Consider the following 16,149-nt stretch of genomic DNA (forward strand, 5'->3'; position numbering starts at 1 on the left):
TGGTAAAAAATCAATCAAATGAAATCAATAAATTTAAATTTTATTTACCTTTTGAGCCTTCTAATCGGCTTTAGTTCATGCGTGAAAGAGGAGAATAGCCTGCAACTGCCGGTTCCTCAGGAAATGAATACATTCAGAATTATGCTGGATACACTTCCTGATGGATCTTCTTATGATACTTCAGACTTATTCGCTTTTGTAACGATTAAGAGTGATAGGAATGAAGAAGTTTTGAGTAATAAAAAACTGAGTATCAGCTTCAACGGAAAGTATGTCACAGAGAAAATTAAGCTTGATGCAGGGAATTATAAAGTCAGCAGTTTTATAATCAGTAATGGGGCTAACTTCACCAGGTTTGCTGCACCCAGGGCTAATTCCCTAAAAGCTTCGGAAGTAGAAAAGCCTTTGAACATCAGTTTTAAACTCGAAAATACTGATATTTTTGATCTTCCTGTTGAAGTCGCTAAAGTTCTGAATGATGATAAAGCAGAGAATTTTGGATATCAAACAGCTGATTTCAAAGTTCAAACCATTGATGAGAATATATTCATTAAGTTAAAACTTCAGGCTGTAATCAGGGTAGGGGATATTATTTATGATAATGTACCCGCTCTATTCAAGCTCAGCAGTTGGGATTCAAAGGGGATTGTGAGTGAGAAGGATACTTTGCTAGCTGGAGGAGTAAATGAGATATTCCTGCCAAAATCTGGTGTAAAATATCAGGTTAAACTGAGTAAATGGGGAGTTTCAGATGAGATGACCATCAATAAAGATCAGATTAATGAAGCTGTTGTTTATACTTTGGGAGGAGCTAAGTCACCCAAAAAGTTACGTCTTGAAGAGCAATTTACCTTCACCCAGGCGGGATATATGCCCTCTGGCAAAACAATTTACAGTTATGATCCAAACGGTAATCTTAAGAAAATTGAATATTATGATAAACTTCCGCAGTTTAGTGACCTGCGTTTAGCATGGTCTAAAGTTTATGTTTATTCGAATGATAAGCTAAGTAAGATTAACTATATCAATGATAAGGGGAGCGCGGTAGGCTATCTGGAGCTAACTTACAATACAGAAGGCACAAAGATCATAAAGATGAAGGAAGTGAATTATGATCAGACTACCAATGTTCAGGTTGAGTATCAGTTCCCTACAGGATATGCAAGGATTAACTTAAAATATTCCTTCTCTAATGGCAACACGATGGATTACATTCAGAAAATCATTGGAGGCAACAGAACAGAAGACTCTGCCAGCAGTCCGGGAGGGGGTGAAAGCGGAATCTATCAATATGATTTCAATATCAATCCGTATGTGCACCTTAATATGCCAAATATTTATCTTTCGAATTTACCTAAGAATAACCTGGTGAATCAGAAGAAAACATATTCAGGAAGTATTCCCTCGGCGGAACCGTATAAATTTGAGTACAGTTATGATGATGAAGGCTATCCAAAAGAATTAATAAAAAGTTTTAAAAACTATTTAAATGGAGAGCATTTGTTTAAGATCAAAACGGTGTATAGCTATTGATGTTCTTTTTCGATCAATATTCCATTAAGAGAGCGGATTCATTGATTTTGAGTCCGCCCTTTTGTCATTGCGAATTTGAAATGAGTCTTATTTTGAATCGTAATTTAATCCTTTACATCAACTACCGGCCTTTTATCCCGCATAACCAGATCCCAGCCGGTGTAGTATGCTAGTTGTGCCCTTTTTGCCAGAAGCTCAAAATTGATCTTGCTGATTTCGTCACTACCCTTGTGATAGTCATCATGCTTGCCATTGTAATAAAATATAACCGGAACTCCGTTTTTAGCGAAGTTGTAATGGTCTGACCAGTAATAGATCTGGTCATCGGGGGCATTGTGTTTATAATCGATTTTCAGTTTTGTGTAAATAGCATTGGCATTTTCACTGATCTTATACAAATCGGTACTCAGCCGATCAGCCCCAACCAGAAAGCAGTAATTGCTTGAATCCGGCGAGTTTAAATAATCAGTTCCTATTCTGCCTATCATATCTACATTCAGGTTAGTGATGGTTTTTGCAAACGGGAAGACAGGATTGAGCGCATAATATTCAGAACCCAACAGGTTTTTTTCCTCTCCGGTAAACATCAGAAACAGAATACTTCTCCTTGGGCCATTTCCATCATTTTTTGCTTTGGCAAAGGCCCTTGCAATTGCCAGAACTCCTGAAGTACCTGAAGCATCGTCATCAGCGCCGTTAAATACTTTGTCTTTTCCTCCATCAGGATTCATTCCAATATGATCATAATGGGCAGAGTAAACAAGCAGTTCATCTTTCAGGTCTGTTCCTTCCAGAAAACCGAGAACATTGGATGATTTGAGTCCTCTTTTCACAGGCTCATAATTCAATTTAACATCAGCTTTAATTAGCTGTGATCCATTGTCTGCATTTAGTTCTCCAAATGTTTTGCCGGATCTGCTCAGGATCTTATCTGCAATTTCAGATCCTATTTGAATGACTCCCGGGGTATTTGCCCGCATTGGAACACTTTCCCTAATCCCATTTTTAACACTTAGGCTTGCACCTGCTAGATGCGAATGCTGGGGCTTGGTGGTGTCGAAATTTACTGCTATGATCAATGTAGGTTTTTTATTCTTTATAAAGTTCAGCCTCTTGTTTATTTCAGCGGTTTCTCCCTCTTGCTTCAGTAAAACAACTTTATCTGCTATAGTTGTGTTTTTAAGATCTGATTCTGTTCCAGATCCTATGAAAATGATCTCATCAGTATTAATTATTTTTGCTTCTCCACTTCCGCTGAATGTAAAATCGGTTAAGTATTGTAGTTTCTTGCCGTTTACCTCCAATGAATTGACAATTATAGATGTTTCGATTAATTCAACATCCTGTAGGTAGGAACCCTTAACAGGGGCAGTTAGTTTCAACTTCTTAAACTCTCTGGCAAGATAAGCTGCAGCCATTTCAGCTCCGCGTTTTCCTGTTTCTCTGCCTTCATATTTATCAGAAGCGAGAACTTTTAGATGTTTTTTGGTTCTTTTTGCTGTTATCTCGGCAGCAAATTTTTGTGCAGCAGGATCCTGAGCAAAGCATTGAATCGAAATGACTGCGGAAAGTATAAAGCTAGTTAGTTGTCTTTTCATTGTTTATCGAATTCAGGATTGATCCACCGTGTATCTATTTGATAAGTCTTGTTTTTATTAGGTTCAATGACCCGGAAAGGGTCAAATGTTTATAGCATTTGGTTAACACGAAAATCCCGACCCCGAAGCTGGTCGCATGTGTCGCTTTATTTCATGCGACCACCTTCGGTGGTCGGGGAATGGTATTTTATTGCATTTCTATAAACATGCGACCACCTTTGGGGTCGTTTATACACCTGACATACACAATGAAATCCTTGAGTATATGGCAGGGGCAAGGTTTTTCATTTTCTTGTTTCCAGACTATCGCGTAGCCGGCATATCATTTTTGACATCTACAACCGGTCTTTTATCCCGGTTCAAAAGATCCCATCCGGTATAGTAAACGAGATGTGCACGTTTAGTAAGCAATTCAAAATTTATCTTGCTCACTTCGTCACTCGGTTTGTGATAATCTTCATGCACGCCATTAAAATAAAATACAATGGGAACACCATTCTTTGCAAAATTATAATGATCTGAACGATAATAGATACGTTCAGGATCATTTGGATCGTTGTATTTATAATCAATCTTCATTTTGGTATAAACAGCATTGGCATTCTCGCTGATCTTATGAAGATCAGTACTCATTTTATCAGAACCGATCAGATAGCAGTAATTTGCAGAATCAGCGGTGCCTTTGTATAATTCACCGGTTCTTCCGATCATATCAATATTCAGATTGGTAATGGTATTGGCCATAGGGAAAACCGGATTAAGAGAGTAATACTCTGAGCCTAACAGGCCTTTCTCTTCACCTGTTACCATTAAGAACAAAACACTCCTGCGGGGGCCATGGCCTGCTTTTTTGGCTTTGGCGTAGGCTCTTGCAATGTTCAGTACACCGGTGGTACCTGATCCGTCATCATCAGCACCATTGTTAACTTTGTCGGCACCACCATCAGTTGTCAGTCCGATATGATCATAATGGGCTGAATAAACCACCAGTTCATCCTTAAGGTCGCTGCCTTCCAGATATCCCATTACGTTCACCGATCTTACTTCTTTATTCACCGGGCCATAATTCATTAAAATCTGAGATTTCAGAACCTGAGATTGTGGTGTGCCACTTTTATCTATTGCTGATTTCAGGGCTTCATAGTTCTTTCCTGAATTTTTCAGGATTTGATTGGCTACCTCCGGTGTAATACTTACAAGTGCAGTACTTCCGGGGCGATTATTTGTTGAAACTATTGATTCCTTTTTAATACTCAACCTGCCAGTCCTTGGGGAATAGGCTTGAAGGGCAGCGCTTACATCCGGGCTCACTGCCAGAATAAGGGAAGGGTTTTTACTTGTTACATATTGAAGACGTTTAAACCGGCTGGTACTCCAGTCGGATACTTTTGAGGTTTTGCTGATTGCAGAAACTCCATTGTTCATCGGCTCTCCTTTATTAATCATTAAAACCACTTTTCCGGCTATATCAGTGTTTTTAAGGTCATCGTAATTTTCTGCGCCAATTCCATAGCCTATAAATACAATTTCGCTTGCATCGATTGATTTAGCGTCACCACTGCCTGTAAATAGAAATTCTTTTCCCAGACTTAAAGTTTTACCGTTTGTGGTAAAGGAAGTGACATCAAAAGAGGTTTCAAGCAGTGGAACATCCTGAAAATAGGATCCATTAACCGGTGCAATTAACTTTAATTTTTTGAATTCTTTGGCGATGTATTTGGCTGCTTTTTCTGCACCTGGTTTACCGGTTTCCCTTCCCTCAAACTTATCAGAAGCAAGTATGTTGAGATGTTTTTTCGCATTTTTTACATTGATTTGCTCTGCAAACTTTTGTGCATTCGGATCCTGAGCGAATGCCTGTGTTGCAACACAGAGCAGAAATAGCGCCCAGATTGTTTTTTTTGAAATCATATTTTCTTGGTTAGTTTAAAATTATCAGCAGGAGATTTTATTCACCCTGTTCGCATGGCGGCCTCCTTCAAATTCTGTATTGATAAATTTCATGCAGATCTGTCTGGCCAGCTCAGGGCTAATAAATCTCGCCGGGATACATAAAACATTGGCATTGTTATGAGATCTTGCCAGTTCGGCAAGTTCTTCATTCCAGCAGATTGCTGCTCTGATACCCTGATGTTTATTGGCTGTGATGGCTACCCCATTAGCGCTTCCACAGATCAATATGCCGATCGTAAATTCCGCTTTCTCAACCGCACTGGCGACGGGATGTGCAAAATCAGGATAGTCAACGGAGTCGGCACTGTAGGTACCAAAGTCTTTTACGCTATATTCTTTCAGTAACTCAATAAGCATGCTCTTGTACTCAAAACCTGCGTGATCAGCTCCGATTGCAATTGATATATGTTGGTTCATCTCTTTAAATCTTAATTTAATAAACTATAATAATTGAATTATTGAGAATTTTTCAATTAGTCCTTATAAAATTCTATTTCAGCTTTTTTCTTATTACTGGCCACCTTAGCCGAAACGTAAATGCTTAATTCATAAAGTAAGAACAGAGGGAAACTAACTGTAAGCATGGTCACAAGATCAGGGGTAGGGGTAACTATTGCGGCAATAATTAATATGATCACCGTTGCATACCTTCTGGAAGACCGCATAAACTCCGGGGTCATAATTCCCAGTTTTGAAAGGATATAGATAATGATTGGTAGTTCGAATGTGATCGCAGCCCCGATAGTCAGGGTAGCAACAACAGAGAAATAGGAAGAAATGGTGATCTGGTTGTTGATGATCGAACTGACTTCATAATTCGTTAAGAAATTAATCGAAAGTGGTGCAATAATATAATAACCAAAGGAAAGGCCAATTATAAACAGCAAGGATGCCCAGAATACAAAACCGGTTGCTGATTTACGTTCATTCTCATGAAGAGCGGGTTTTACGAATCGCCATATTTCAAATAAAAGGTAAGGTACACCCAGTACAATTCCTATCATTAAGGAAGAATTGAGTTGCAGAGTAAACTGTCCGCCAAGTTCTGTATTTATGATATTAAAACTGAGTTTCTTTACACAAAAGTCTGCACCCAGGTTGAACTTTTCGGTGGCTGCACACATCATTCTGTAAGTCCAGAAATCGGTACGGCCCGGACCCATAATGATCTGGTCAAATATAAAATCGTAAAATGTGAAGGCAAGTATAGTAAAGGTTACAATGGCAATAGAAGCCCTGATCAGATGCCCCCTGAGGACATCCAGATGGTCAAAAAAAGACATTTCGGCTTCAATGGTTTTACCTTTCTCCTTGATAGCCTTTACCAGGTCAGTACGTTCCTCACTCATAATTTTAAAACAAAAATACCATTCTGTTTAATTTTGGAATGGTATTCAGTGGATATTTAATAAGCATCAATCTATTGTGACATTCAGCTACGAAAAAAGATAGTATATTGTGTTTAACCCTCATATTGATCACTATTTATTCCGTAAGGTCGAAGCTGTCCATAAATTTGGTGGTAAAATTACCTGCACGGAAATTGGGGTCTTTCATCAACCTTAAATGGAAAGGGATGGTAGTTTTTACTCCTTCAATTACGAACTCACTCAAGGAACGTTCCATCGTACAAATCGCCTCTTCCCGGGTTTGCGCGACACAGATCAGTTTAGCGATCATTGAATCATAGTTTGGAGGAATCTGATAACCGGCATATACATGGGTATCAACCCTTACTCCATGGCCGCCCGGTGAATGGAAATTGGTAATTAGTCCGGGAGATGGCCTGAAATTATTGAAGGGGTCTTCAGCATTGATACGGCATTCAATTGCATGCATTTCAGGGATATAATTTTTCCCGGAAATCGGAATTCCAGAAGCTACTTTAATCTGTTCTTTGATCAGGTCGAAATTAATTACCTCTTCTGTAACCGGATGCTCTACCTGTATACGGGTATTCATTTCCATGAAGTAGAAGTTGCGGTGTTTATCTACCAGAAATTCCACTGTGCCAGCCCCTTCGTAATTTACAGCCATGGCTCCTTTAATGGCGGCATCACCCATTTTTTCACGCAGCTCCGGGGTCATAAATGGTGAAGGGGATTCTTCCACCAATTTCTGATGTCTGCGTTGAATGGAGCAATCACGTTCAGAGAGATGGCATACCTTACCATATTGATCTCCAATTACCTGAATCTCAATATGACGCGGATCTTCGACATATTTTTCAAGATATAATCCGTCATTTCCAAATGCAGCTGCTGATTCCTGACGTGCTGAATCCCAGGCAGGCTCGAACTCAGCATCGTTCCATACAATACGCATTCCACGGCCACCACCACCGGCTGTAGCTTTCAGGATAATCGGATAACCAATCTCATTTGCAATTTTAATACCCTCTTTTACATCAGATAATAAACCTTCAGAACCCGGAATAGTTGGAACACCGGCCTTTTTCATAGTTTCTTTTGCCGATGCTTTATCGCCCATACCATTGATCTGGTCGGCAGTAGCGCCTATAAATTTAATGCCGTATTCGTGACAAATTGCCGAAAATTTCGCATTTTCAGACAAAAAGCCATAACCGGGATGGATAGCATCTGCATTTGTTAATTCTGCTGCAGATATGATATTGGGTATACTTAGGTAAGAGTCTTTACTTGGTGGCGGACCAATACAAACTGCTTCATCGGCAAACCGTACATGTAAACTATGGCGGTCGGCAGTTGAATAAACAGCTACGGTTTTCACGCCCATTTCCTTACAGGTACGGATAATCCGAAGAGCTATTTCACCACGATTTGCAATAAGTATTTTTTTAAACATGCTTTTTCAATTTGAAAATTTGAAAATTTGATAATTTGAAAATGAAGATTTTAATAATCTTCAAATCTTCAAATCGTTAATTTTCAAATCAGATAGGTTCCACCAAAAATAATGGCTGATCATATTCTACAGGGCTCGCATTATCTACCAGCACTTTTACGATACGGCCTGAAATTTCAGATTCGATTTCATTAAAAAGTTTCATTGCTTCAATGATACAAACTATCTGTCCGGCTTTAATTTCATCTCCAACATTTACAAAAATGGGCTTATCAGGACTGGAAGACCTGTAAAAAGTGCCAATCATTGGTGATTTGACAGTTATGTAGTTTGAATTTTCCTCCTTTGCAGGGGCGGCTGCAGGTTTAGCATCTGCCAGAACTGAAGGTGTTGCTACAACTGCCGGAGTAGATGTGGCCTGAATTTGCTGAGCTGCCTGTACCTGATAGATCGGAGGCTGATTGGTTTTTATGGTAATTTTAAAATCTTCCTGCTCAATAGAAACTTCATTTACCCCAGATCTGGAAACAAATTTAATAAGCTCCTGAATTTGTTTAATATCCATTTTGTTTAGTTTATGTGGACGATTTTAATCTAAAATTATGATAAAAATATTAAGAAACGATGTTGATTTATTTTTTTAGTAAGCCCATTTCAAATACACTGAACCCCATGTGAATCCACCTCCAAATGCTGCCAGGATCAGATTGTCACCTTTCTTGAGTTTGCTCTCCCATTCCCATAAACACAGTGGAATAGTACCGTTTGTCGTATTACCGTATTTCTCAATATTGATCATCACTTTTTCGGGAGCAATACCGCAGCGATTGCTTGTAGCATCAATAATTCGCTTATTGGCCTGATGTGGAACCAGCCAGTCTACATCTTCCGAGAGCAGATTATTTTTTTCCATGATCTCAGCAGCAACATCCGCCATATTGGTTACGGCAAATTTGAAAACAGCCTGACCTTCCTGGAACAGAAAGTGCTCATCATTATCAACCGTTTCATGACTTGCAGGTCTTAATGAACCCCCGGCTTTCTGACATAAATAGGGGCCTCCTGATCCATCACTCTTAAGTACTGAATCAATTACTCCGAAACCCTCTGTATTTGGTTCAAGTAAAACAGCACCACATCCATCACCGAAAATGATGCAGCTTGTACGGTCTTTATAATTGATGATAGAAGACATTTTATCGCCTCCAACCACCAAAACTTTCTGATGTTTGCCTGTTTCAATGAACTGAGAACCTGTTGCCAGTCCGTATAGAAAACCTGAACATGCAGCATTGAGGTCATATCCCCAGGCATTCTTAGCCCCGATTTTGTGTGCAAGGATATTCGCTGAGGCCGGAAACATCATGTCGGGTGTCGTAGTACAGAAAATAATAAGGTCAATTTCTTCTGCACTAATCCCGCGTTTTTCTAGCAATCCCTTTACGGCATACGTAGCCATATCTGAGGTTCCAAGATCTCCTTTAAGGATGCGGCGTTCTTTAATGCCAGTACGACTGGTAATCCATTCATCATTGGTTTCAACCATTCCTTCCAGTTCCTTATTGGTAAGAATATATTCGGGAACGAAAGCATTAACGGCTGTTATTGCAGCATGAACTTTAGACATGATAGATTGGAAATAATTATTTAAAAGCTTCTTTGATCTTATCGACGAACTGACTTTCAATCATTGTTCGTGATAAAAGTACCATATTTTTAATTGCTTCCGGACTTGATATGCCGTGGCCAATCAGAACAGGCGCATTTACCCCCAAAATCGGACTGCCTCCATATTGTTCATAATTGAAACGGTCGAAGAATTCATCTTTAAATCCTTTTTTGAGTGTAAGAATATAAAAAGTTTCGGCTAATTTCAACATGACATTTCCCGTAAAGCCATCACAGACTATAACATCGGCTTTTTCGTTAAACAAATCCCGGCCTTCAATATTGCCTATGAAATTGATATCAGATTTTTGCAGCAGAGGGAATGTGGATTGGGTAAGAACATTTCCCTTTTCTTCCTCTTCACCCAGATTCATCAAACCCACTTTGGGGTTTTGAATATGGTAGACATGTTCTGCATATAAACTACCTAAGATACCAAACTGAGCCAGAACTTCAGGTTTGCAATCGGCGTTAGCCCCAACATCCAGCATGATTCCAAAGCCGGATTTTAATTTAGGTACATTGGTTGCAACTGCGGGACGAATTACCCCCGGAACGGGTTTGACACTAAATATAGCTCCTACTAACATCGCCCCGGTATTACCTGCCGATGAAAAAGAGTCTATTTTACCTTCTTTGAGATAATGAAATCCCAGACTGATACTTGAGTTAGGCTTCTGTAGTACCGATTTTGTTCCATGTTCTCCCATGCCGATCATTTCGGTGGTATGAACAAATTCGAAAACATCAGGATCGGTTCCGGCTTCTGTTATAAATGGCAGAGCCTGATCTTTATCCCCGAAAAGTACTAATTTTTGGTCTGCCGATAAGGCTTTTTGAGCTTCTATTGCACCCAAAACTGCTGCTTTGGGAGCAAAATCTCCACCCATTATATCTAAGCCAATCTTCATATCAGAATGGTAACTTAGGCAATAGAGGTATTTTCAATTACCAGCTTTCCGTTGTAATACAAGTTACCGTCAACTGTATATGCACGATGAGGTAAATGTACTGCACCAGTAGTTTGGCAGGTAGTTAAACCTGGAGCAACTGCTTTATAGTGAGTTCTTCTTTTATCTCTTCTTGATTTGGATATTTTCCGTTTTGGATGTGCCATTTGTTCCTATGTATTAATTTATTACTTTTTTATTTTCTTTAATGCTTCCCACCTTGGGTCGGCAATTTCTTCTTCTTCTTCAACTTCTTTTGGCCCGGGAGCCAGTTGCTGTAGTTTGGCAATCATTTCAAGATCGCACCATTCTGTATTGCCTTCATCATTACAGCGATTAATGTATGGTACTGCAAGGTTGATGAATTCATAGATCAGTGTTGCTACATTGATCTCAGTTTCATTTCTTTTCAACATCATTATCTCTTCGGTATCATCCTCAAGATCTTCGTTTCCGTTCAATTTAACAATCTGCCTCTCCTTTATTTCAACAGAATAAGGATAATCAGCAAGGCAAACATCACAACCCAGTTTCATCTCACCTGAAATATGGAAATGCAGGATCATCATTGTTTCCTGCTTATCCAGTTCAAGTTCTACACTAAGACATCCGCTCTTAACCAGGGAGTATTCAAACTCATTAAAAAAAGCATCATCTACTTCGAATTCAAAATGGTGAACTCCAAGTTTTAATCCGGTAAACGGAATGCTATATTGCTGTAACGATTTCAAAGCACGCCAATTGAGCCTGCAAATTTAGGAAAATTTATTTAGTTGCTAACAGTTTTTTAAAAATGAAATGATCAGCCAGCCTAAAAGCTTCGGTTTTATCGTTATGAAGACTTTTTAATCCCTGTCTTTTGAAAATTTACTCAGTTTCAAGGGATTTGAGCTGAGTTCAGTACTTTCTCTTCTGTACTTAACAATTTTGATTGCAGTGAATAATGCCTCCCTGAACGAGTTTGCTGATGCCTGATTTTTTCCTGCGATATCATATCCTGTGCCATGGTCCGGAGAAGTTCGGACAACAGGTAAACCAGCAGTGAAATTAACCCCGCTGTGAAATGCGATCTGTTTGAAAGGTATTAAACCCTGATCATGGTACATCGCCAGGACAGCATCGAACTGTGTATAGGTATGTGCTGCAAAGAAACCATCTGCTGCATAAGGGCCAAAAGCAAAGATTCCCTGTGCATTAGCTTCGGTAATGGCGGGGGTGATTATCTCCAGTTCTTCTTTTCCAATCAAACCCATATCTCCTGCATGTGGATTTAATCCTAATACTGCAATTTTTGGTTTTTGAATCCAGAAATCCTTTTTGAGGCTTTGATTCATCAAGCTTAATTTTGAGAGGATCTTTTCTTTACTAATCTTTTCAGGCACCTCATTCACCGGAATATGCCCGGTAACAACGCCTACCCGGATATCTTCACTCACCAGAAACATGAGGGAATCTTCAGAATTAGTCTTTGCCTGAATATATTCTGTATGACCCGCAAACTGGAAATCACCACTTTGAATGTTATGCTTATTGATTGGTGCGGTAACCAGGGCTTCTGTTTTGCCCGCTATCAAATCATCCAATGCCCTTTCAAGCGATATGAATGCATATTTCCCTCCGGTAGGGGTGCTGGTGCCTAATTCGATACGTACATCTTCCTCCCAGCAGTTAATCATATTAGCGCGTTTGTTATGCGCTTCCTCCGGACTGTTGATTACATTGAAATTAAACTCATTGACATCCATTGTTTTACGATGGAAAGATGCGACTTTGGTATGTCCGTATACAATGGGAGTGCAATAGTCCATGATTTTACTATCCATCAGAGTTTTAATAATAACCTCTAATCCGATCCCGTTAACATCGCCTATTGAAATTCCAATTTTAATTTTATCACTCATTCCTGCTTGCCCGTTTATTGAAAATAATTAACGCAAAATAAAGACTTTAATCCCAAACTCCAATTAAGTTGTAAGTAGTAAGTTATAGGTTATAAATTTTAAGTAATTGATAATTGATAGTTGACAATTGACAATGAAAGGAATTCCCATATTAATGAACTATCTAAAGAGTTGTAAGTTATAGGTTTTAAGTTTCGGATTATCATCATTGATTGAGAAATCCTTTCAAAGGAGTACGATCTCATTGACAAATAGACAAATTAACTCATCGACAAATTCATTTTCAAATTTGCTAATTCCCTGAACCTCTTTTTTCCGTAATTTGCGCCAAATGCAGCGCATATGAGTTTAGTAAAGGCAAAGAAGCATCTCGGACAACATTTTTTAACCGATAAAAACATCGCAGAAAAGATTGTAAACAGTCTGCAGGCTGGCAATCAGTATAAGCAGGTTTTGGAGGTTGGTCCGGGGATGGGAATTCTTTCCGACTTTTTGCTGGCTAATAAGGATCTGGAAACCTATCTGATCGATATTGACACTGAATCTTATGAATTTTTGAAAAAAAAATATTCAAATCTTGGTGAGCGCTTGATTAATGGAGATTTTTTACAACTGGATTTTGCGGCAGTATTTCCCGGAAAATTCGGTATCATAGGTAATTTCCCCTACAATATTTCATCGCAGATACTCTTCAAGGTACTGGATAACCGGGATCAGGTAGTTGAACTGGTTGGAATGTTTCAAAAGGAAGTGGCCCAGCGTTGCGCAGAAAAGCCGGGAAGCAAAGAGTATGGTATTTTAAGTGTTTTTCTGCAGGCCTATTATAAGGTCGAATATCTCTTTTCTGTTAAACCGGGTGTATTTAACCCACCGCCAAAGGTTACATCGGCAGTAATACGCCTAACCCGTAATGATGTTGAAAAGTTGGGTTGTGATGAAAAGTTATTCTGGCAGGTTGTAAAAGCCGGCTTTAACCAACGCCGTAAAACGTTGAGAAATGCATTATCCTCTCTTGTAAGTAAGGAGAGCATGACTAATGACCCCATGTTCGACCTTCGTGCTGAGCGGCTGAGTGTAGATGATTTTGTTAAAATGACGAACCTGGTCAGTACGTCGAGAACAATAACAGAATGAATAAAAGAATACTGATTGCAGACAATTTGCATCCTGCCTTTAAAATTGAGGCAGAAAAACTGGGCTATGTTTGCGATGATCTGCCATTAATCAGCAGAAGCGAAACTCTGGAGGTTCTCAAAAATTATTCAGGACTAGCGATTCGTACCAGGTTTCAGATAGACCGGGAAGTAATTGATGCAGGTTCAAATCTTAAATTTATTGCCAGAGCTGGTGCAGGAATGGATAATGTGGATGAGGAGTATGCCAAATCAAAGAAAATAATCTGTATCAATGCACCAGAAGGAAACCGGGATGCGGTGGCAGAACATGTTATTGGTATGCTGCTTTCATTGCTCAATAATCTTAGAAAAGCGGATAGCGAAGTGCGAAATGGTATTTGGGACAGGGAAGCTAACAGAGGTTGGGAATTAAAAGGCAGAACACTCGCAATTATTGGATATGGAAATACCGGACAAATGCTTGCCCGCAAACTTTCAGGTTTTCAGGTAAAGGTGATAGCTTATGATAAATATAAAACCGGCTTTTCAGATCAGTTTGTTGAGGAAGTAAGTATGGAACAAGTTGTTAGACAGGCAGATATTCTAAGTTTTCATATTCCGCTGACCTACGAAACGAGACAGCTCTTTAACGGGGAATATCTTTTCCATTTCAAAAAGCCGATAATTCTTTTAAATGCTTCAAGGGGTGAAGTGGTAAATACGAAGGCGGTTTTGAGCGGAATACGCAATGGTAAAATAAGCGCCGCCGGCCTTGATGTACTCGAAATTGAAAAGTTTCCTGCTTTAGGGGAGCAGGAATGGTATAATGAATTGAAGGATTGTCCAAACTTAATTTTAAGTCCCCACGTGGCTGGCTGGACCCATGAATCTTACCGAAAAATTTCAGAAGTGCTTGCCGAAAAGCTAAAACAACTTTCTTTTGTTGACTGATAATGAGGAGATTATAACTCATTATCATACTTCTTCTCGGATTTCATCATAGAAATTTGGAAATCTAAAATCAAAAATATTATCTTCGTAATAATACGAGCAAGACTATATTGGCTTAAGCCAACATAGTCTTGTTTGTTTTTTAGAGTTTATCATAAAATGTGAGAGATATGACGGAAGTAACTTATTATACCCGGGAAGGATTAGAAAAACTTAAAGAAGAGCTTCATTTATTAAAAACTGTAGGCCGTTCACAGATTTCAAAAGCAATTGCTGAAGCCAGGGATAAGGGCGATTTGTCTGAGAATGCTGAGTATGATGCTGCAAAAGAGGCTCAGGGCCATCATGAATCTAAAATTTCAAAGCTTACGAATGTATTGGCGAATGCCCGTTTGATCGATGAATCAAAGCTGGACTCGTCAAAAGTACTTGCCTTGTCTATTGTGAAGATTAAAAACACGAAGAATGGAGCAATAATGACTTATCAGTTGGTCTCTGAATCTGAAGCCGACCTTAAAACAGGTAAAATTTCAGTAAAATCTCCTATAGCCCAGGGATTATTGGGTAAATCTGTAGGAGAGAAAGCGGAGATTGTTGTTCCGGCAGGTAAAATTGAGTTCGAGATCATTGAAATCAGCAGATAATTAATACCTGATTAGAATATAAACCAAATCATATGGAATCAATCTTCTCAAAAATCATAGCCGGCGATATTCCTTCATATAAGGTCGCTGAGACATTAGAATACCTTGCCTTTCTGGATGTTAATCCGCTTACTGAAGGACATGTATTGGTTATTCCTAAAAAGGAGGTGGATTATATTTTTGACCTGGATAGTGAAACGTATGTTGGCCTGATGATGTTTGCTCAAATTGTTGCGGCTGGTTTAAAAAAGGCTGTTTCATGTAAGCGGATTGGGGTTTCTGTCATTGGCCTGGAAGTGCCACATACACACATTCATCTTATCCCGATCAACAGTATGGACGATATGAATTTTAGTCGACCCAAACTAAACTTCACCGAAGAAGAGTTTGAAGCAATAGCAGAAAAAATTAAGGAGCAACTTTAAGTTTATTTAATCCGTTTCTGATTATCCTTTGCAAAAGCATCCCAGCCCGAATAGTTTTTTTTGCTTCCGGAGCTGCTGATTTTCTGAAATGAATGACAGACTGCAACCGCTAAACCATCCGTTGCATCGAGAAATTCAGGCGTTTCGCTGAACTTTAATAGTGTTTTTAGCATAGCTGCCACTTGCTCTTTAGAAGAATTGCCGTTGCCGGTGATGGACTGTTTGATCTTTCGGGGTGAATATTCAAAAATGGGAAGACTGCGCGATAATGCTGCAGCCATGGCTACGCCCTGAGCCCGGCCCAGTTTCAGCATTACCTGGATGTTTTTCCCATAGAAGGGCGCTTCAATTGCCAGACAATCCGGGCTATATTGATCAATAAGTAAAACGGTTTTTTCAAAAATATGTTTGAGTTTCAAAGGATGATCATCCAGGTGCTGGAGTTTTACTACACCCATACAGACCAAATCAACAGAACTTTTGACCTCCTTGACTATTCCATAACCCATAACACTGGTTCCCGGGTCAATTCCAAGGATTATGCGCTCATTTGATTTTTCTTTTAACATGCCAGACAATATTAAG

At 39.2% G+C, this 16,149-nt stretch carries 17 protein-coding genes; 5 read left to right on the top strand and 12 right to left on the bottom strand.

Going from position 1 to position 16,149, the window contains the following annotated elements; all coding sequences use genetic code 11:
- Window positions 1-18 precede the first annotated feature (18 nt).
- Window positions 19-1,533 (top strand): hypothetical protein, encoded by a 1,515-nt coding sequence (locus Q8S11_RS14190; protein WP_305662778.1) that lies wholly within the window; start codon window positions 19-21, stop codon window positions 1,531-1,533.
- A 104-nt stretch (window positions 1,534-1,637) separates the two neighbouring features.
- Here the strand turns inward: Q8S11_RS14190 and Q8S11_RS14195 are convergent, their stop codons facing one another.
- From Q8S11_RS14195 to pdxA, 11 genes are all read right to left on the bottom strand, one after another.
- Window positions 1,638-3,131, bottom strand: a complete 1,494-nt coding sequence (locus tag Q8S11_RS14195; protein ID WP_305662779.1) for a M28 family peptidase — start codon at window positions 3,129-3,131, stop codon at window positions 1,638-1,640.
- 303 nt (window positions 3,132-3,434) lie between these two features.
- Window positions 3,435-5,042 (bottom strand): M28 family peptidase, encoded by a 1,608-nt coding sequence (locus tag Q8S11_RS14200; RefSeq protein WP_305662780.1) that lies wholly within the window; start codon window positions 5,040-5,042, stop codon window positions 3,435-3,437.
- A gap of 24 nt (window positions 5,043-5,066) precedes the next feature.
- Window positions 5,067-5,501 (bottom strand): ribose 5-phosphate isomerase B, encoded by a 435-nt coding sequence (gene rpiB, locus Q8S11_RS14205; protein ID WP_305662781.1) that lies wholly within the window; start codon window positions 5,499-5,501, stop codon window positions 5,067-5,069.
- 56 nt (window positions 5,502-5,557) lie between these two features.
- On the bottom strand, window positions 5,558-6,433 hold the full coding sequence (tatC, locus tag Q8S11_RS14210) for a twin-arginine translocase subunit TatC (protein WP_305662782.1): 876 nt from the start codon (window positions 6,431-6,433) through the stop codon (window positions 5,558-5,560).
- 136 nt (window positions 6,434-6,569) lie between these two features.
- Entirely contained in the window at window positions 6,570-7,910 is a 1,341-nt protein-coding gene (accC, locus tag Q8S11_RS14215; RefSeq protein WP_305662783.1) for an acetyl-CoA carboxylase biotin carboxylase subunit, read from the bottom strand.
- Window positions 7,911-7,998: 88 nt separating this feature from the next.
- Window positions 7,999-8,475, bottom strand: a complete 477-nt coding sequence (gene accB, locus Q8S11_RS14220; protein WP_305662784.1) for an acetyl-CoA carboxylase biotin carboxyl carrier protein — start codon at window positions 8,473-8,475, stop codon at window positions 7,999-8,001.
- A gap of 75 nt (window positions 8,476-8,550) precedes the next feature.
- Window positions 8,551-9,537, bottom strand: a complete 987-nt coding sequence (locus Q8S11_RS14225; protein WP_305662785.1) for a beta-ketoacyl-ACP synthase III — start codon at window positions 9,535-9,537, stop codon at window positions 8,551-8,553.
- A 16-nt stretch (window positions 9,538-9,553) separates the two neighbouring features.
- Window positions 9,554-10,489 carry a phosphate acyltransferase PlsX gene (gene plsX / locus Q8S11_RS14230; protein WP_305662786.1) on the bottom strand — a complete coding sequence of 312 codons (936 nt, stop codon included), beginning with the start codon at window positions 10,487-10,489 and terminating at the stop codon, window positions 9,554-9,556.
- A gap of 14 nt (window positions 10,490-10,503) precedes the next feature.
- On the bottom strand, window positions 10,504-10,695 hold the full coding sequence (rpmF, locus tag Q8S11_RS14235) for a 50S ribosomal protein L32 (RefSeq protein WP_305662787.1): 192 nt from the start codon (window positions 10,693-10,695) through the stop codon (window positions 10,504-10,506).
- A 21-nt stretch (window positions 10,696-10,716) separates the two neighbouring features.
- Window positions 10,717-11,259 carry a DUF177 domain-containing protein gene (locus Q8S11_RS14240; protein ID WP_305662788.1) on the bottom strand — a complete coding sequence of 181 codons (543 nt, stop codon included), beginning with the start codon at window positions 11,257-11,259 and terminating at the stop codon, window positions 10,717-10,719.
- Window positions 11,260-11,373: 114 nt separating this feature from the next.
- Window positions 11,374-12,429 (bottom strand): 4-hydroxythreonine-4-phosphate dehydrogenase PdxA, encoded by a 1,056-nt coding sequence (pdxA, locus tag Q8S11_RS14245; protein ID WP_305662789.1) that lies wholly within the window; start codon window positions 12,427-12,429, stop codon window positions 11,374-11,376.
- Window positions 12,430-12,771: 342 nt separating this feature from the next.
- Here pdxA and rsmA point away from each other — a divergent pair, with 342 nt between their 5' ends.
- From rsmA to Q8S11_RS14265, 4 genes are all read left to right on the top strand, one after another.
- Window positions 12,772-13,563 (top strand): 16S rRNA (adenine(1518)-N(6)/adenine(1519)-N(6))-dimethyltransferase RsmA, encoded by a 792-nt coding sequence (gene rsmA, locus Q8S11_RS14250; RefSeq protein ID WP_305662790.1) that lies wholly within the window; start codon window positions 12,772-12,774, stop codon window positions 13,561-13,563.
- A complete protein-coding gene (locus Q8S11_RS14255; protein WP_305662791.1) occupies window positions 13,560-14,495 on the top strand; it encodes an NAD(P)-dependent oxidoreductase in 936 nt (311 codons plus the stop codon). The genes rsmA and Q8S11_RS14255 overlap by 4 nt, the downstream gene beginning before the upstream one ends.
- 170 nt (window positions 14,496-14,665) lie before the next feature.
- A complete protein-coding gene (gene greA / locus Q8S11_RS14260; protein ID WP_305662792.1) occupies window positions 14,666-15,139 on the top strand; it encodes a transcription elongation factor GreA in 474 nt (157 codons plus the stop codon).
- A gap of 32 nt (window positions 15,140-15,171) precedes the next feature.
- Window positions 15,172-15,564: an HIT family protein gene (locus Q8S11_RS14265; RefSeq protein WP_305662793.1), complete on the top strand. Its 393-nt coding sequence runs from the start codon at window positions 15,172-15,174 to the stop codon at window positions 15,562-15,564.
- 2 nt (window positions 15,565-15,566) lie between these two features.
- Here Q8S11_RS14265 and ruvC read toward each other — a convergent pair whose 3' ends face one another.
- Window positions 15,567-16,133 (bottom strand): crossover junction endodeoxyribonuclease RuvC, encoded by a 567-nt coding sequence (gene ruvC, locus Q8S11_RS14270; protein ID WP_305662794.1) that lies wholly within the window; start codon window positions 16,131-16,133, stop codon window positions 15,567-15,569.
- Window positions 16,134-16,149: the final 16 nt, after the last annotated feature.

Origin of the sequence: Daejeonella sp. (assembly GCF_030695525.1) — a bacterium.
In the GTDB taxonomy this organism is placed as follows: Bacteria; Bacteroidota; Bacteroidia; order Sphingobacteriales; family Sphingobacteriaceae; genus Daejeonella.

What these genes read in the sequence shown, in the direction of transcription:
- Q8S11_RS14190 (WP_305662778.1), top strand. Translation starts at nt 19, where the DNA reads ATGAAATCAATAAATTTAAATTTTATTTACCTTTTGAGCCTTCTAATC.
- Q8S11_RS14195 (WP_305662779.1), bottom strand. Translation starts at nt 3,131, where the DNA reads ATGAAAAGACAACTAACTAGCTTTATACTTTCCGCAGTCATTTCGATT.
- Q8S11_RS14200 (WP_305662780.1), bottom strand. Translation starts at nt 5,042, where the DNA reads ATGATTTCAAAAAAAACAATCTGGGCGCTATTTCTGCTCTGTGTTGCA.
- rpiB (WP_305662781.1), bottom strand. Translation starts at nt 5,501, where the DNA reads ATGAACCAACATATATCAATTGCAATCGGAGCTGATCACGCAGGTTTT.
- tatC (WP_305662782.1), bottom strand. Translation starts at nt 6,433, where the DNA reads ATGAGTGAGGAACGTACTGACCTGGTAAAGGCTATCAAGGAGAAAGGT.
- accC (WP_305662783.1), bottom strand. Translation starts at nt 7,910, where the DNA reads ATGTTTAAAAAAATACTTATTGCAAATCGTGGTGAAATAGCTCTTCGG.
- accB (WP_305662784.1), bottom strand. Translation starts at nt 8,475, where the DNA reads ATGGATATTAAACAAATTCAGGAGCTTATTAAATTTGTTTCCAGATCT.
- Q8S11_RS14225 (WP_305662785.1), bottom strand. Translation starts at nt 9,537, where the DNA reads ATGTCTAAAGTTCATGCTGCAATAACAGCCGTTAATGCTTTCGTTCCC.
- plsX (WP_305662786.1), bottom strand. Translation starts at nt 10,489, where the DNA reads ATGAAGATTGGCTTAGATATAATGGGTGGAGATTTTGCTCCCAAAGCA.
- rpmF (WP_305662787.1), bottom strand. Translation starts at nt 10,695, where the DNA reads ATGGCACATCCAAAACGGAAAATATCCAAATCAAGAAGAGATAAAAGA.
- pdxA (WP_305662789.1), bottom strand. Translation starts at nt 12,429, where the DNA reads ATGAGTGATAAAATTAAAATTGGAATTTCAATAGGCGATGTTAACGGG.
- rsmA (WP_305662790.1), top strand. Translation starts at nt 12,772, where the DNA reads ATGAGTTTAGTAAAGGCAAAGAAGCATCTCGGACAACATTTTTTAACC.
- Q8S11_RS14255 (WP_305662791.1), top strand. Translation starts at nt 13,560, where the DNA reads ATGAATAAAAGAATACTGATTGCAGACAATTTGCATCCTGCCTTTAAA.
- greA (WP_305662792.1), top strand. Translation starts at nt 14,666, where the DNA reads ATGACGGAAGTAACTTATTATACCCGGGAAGGATTAGAAAAACTTAAA.
- Q8S11_RS14265 (WP_305662793.1), top strand. Translation starts at nt 15,172, where the DNA reads ATGGAATCAATCTTCTCAAAAATCATAGCCGGCGATATTCCTTCATAT.
- ruvC (WP_305662794.1), bottom strand. Translation starts at nt 16,133, where the DNA reads ATGTTAAAAGAAAAATCAAATGAGCGCATAATCCTTGGAATTGACCCG.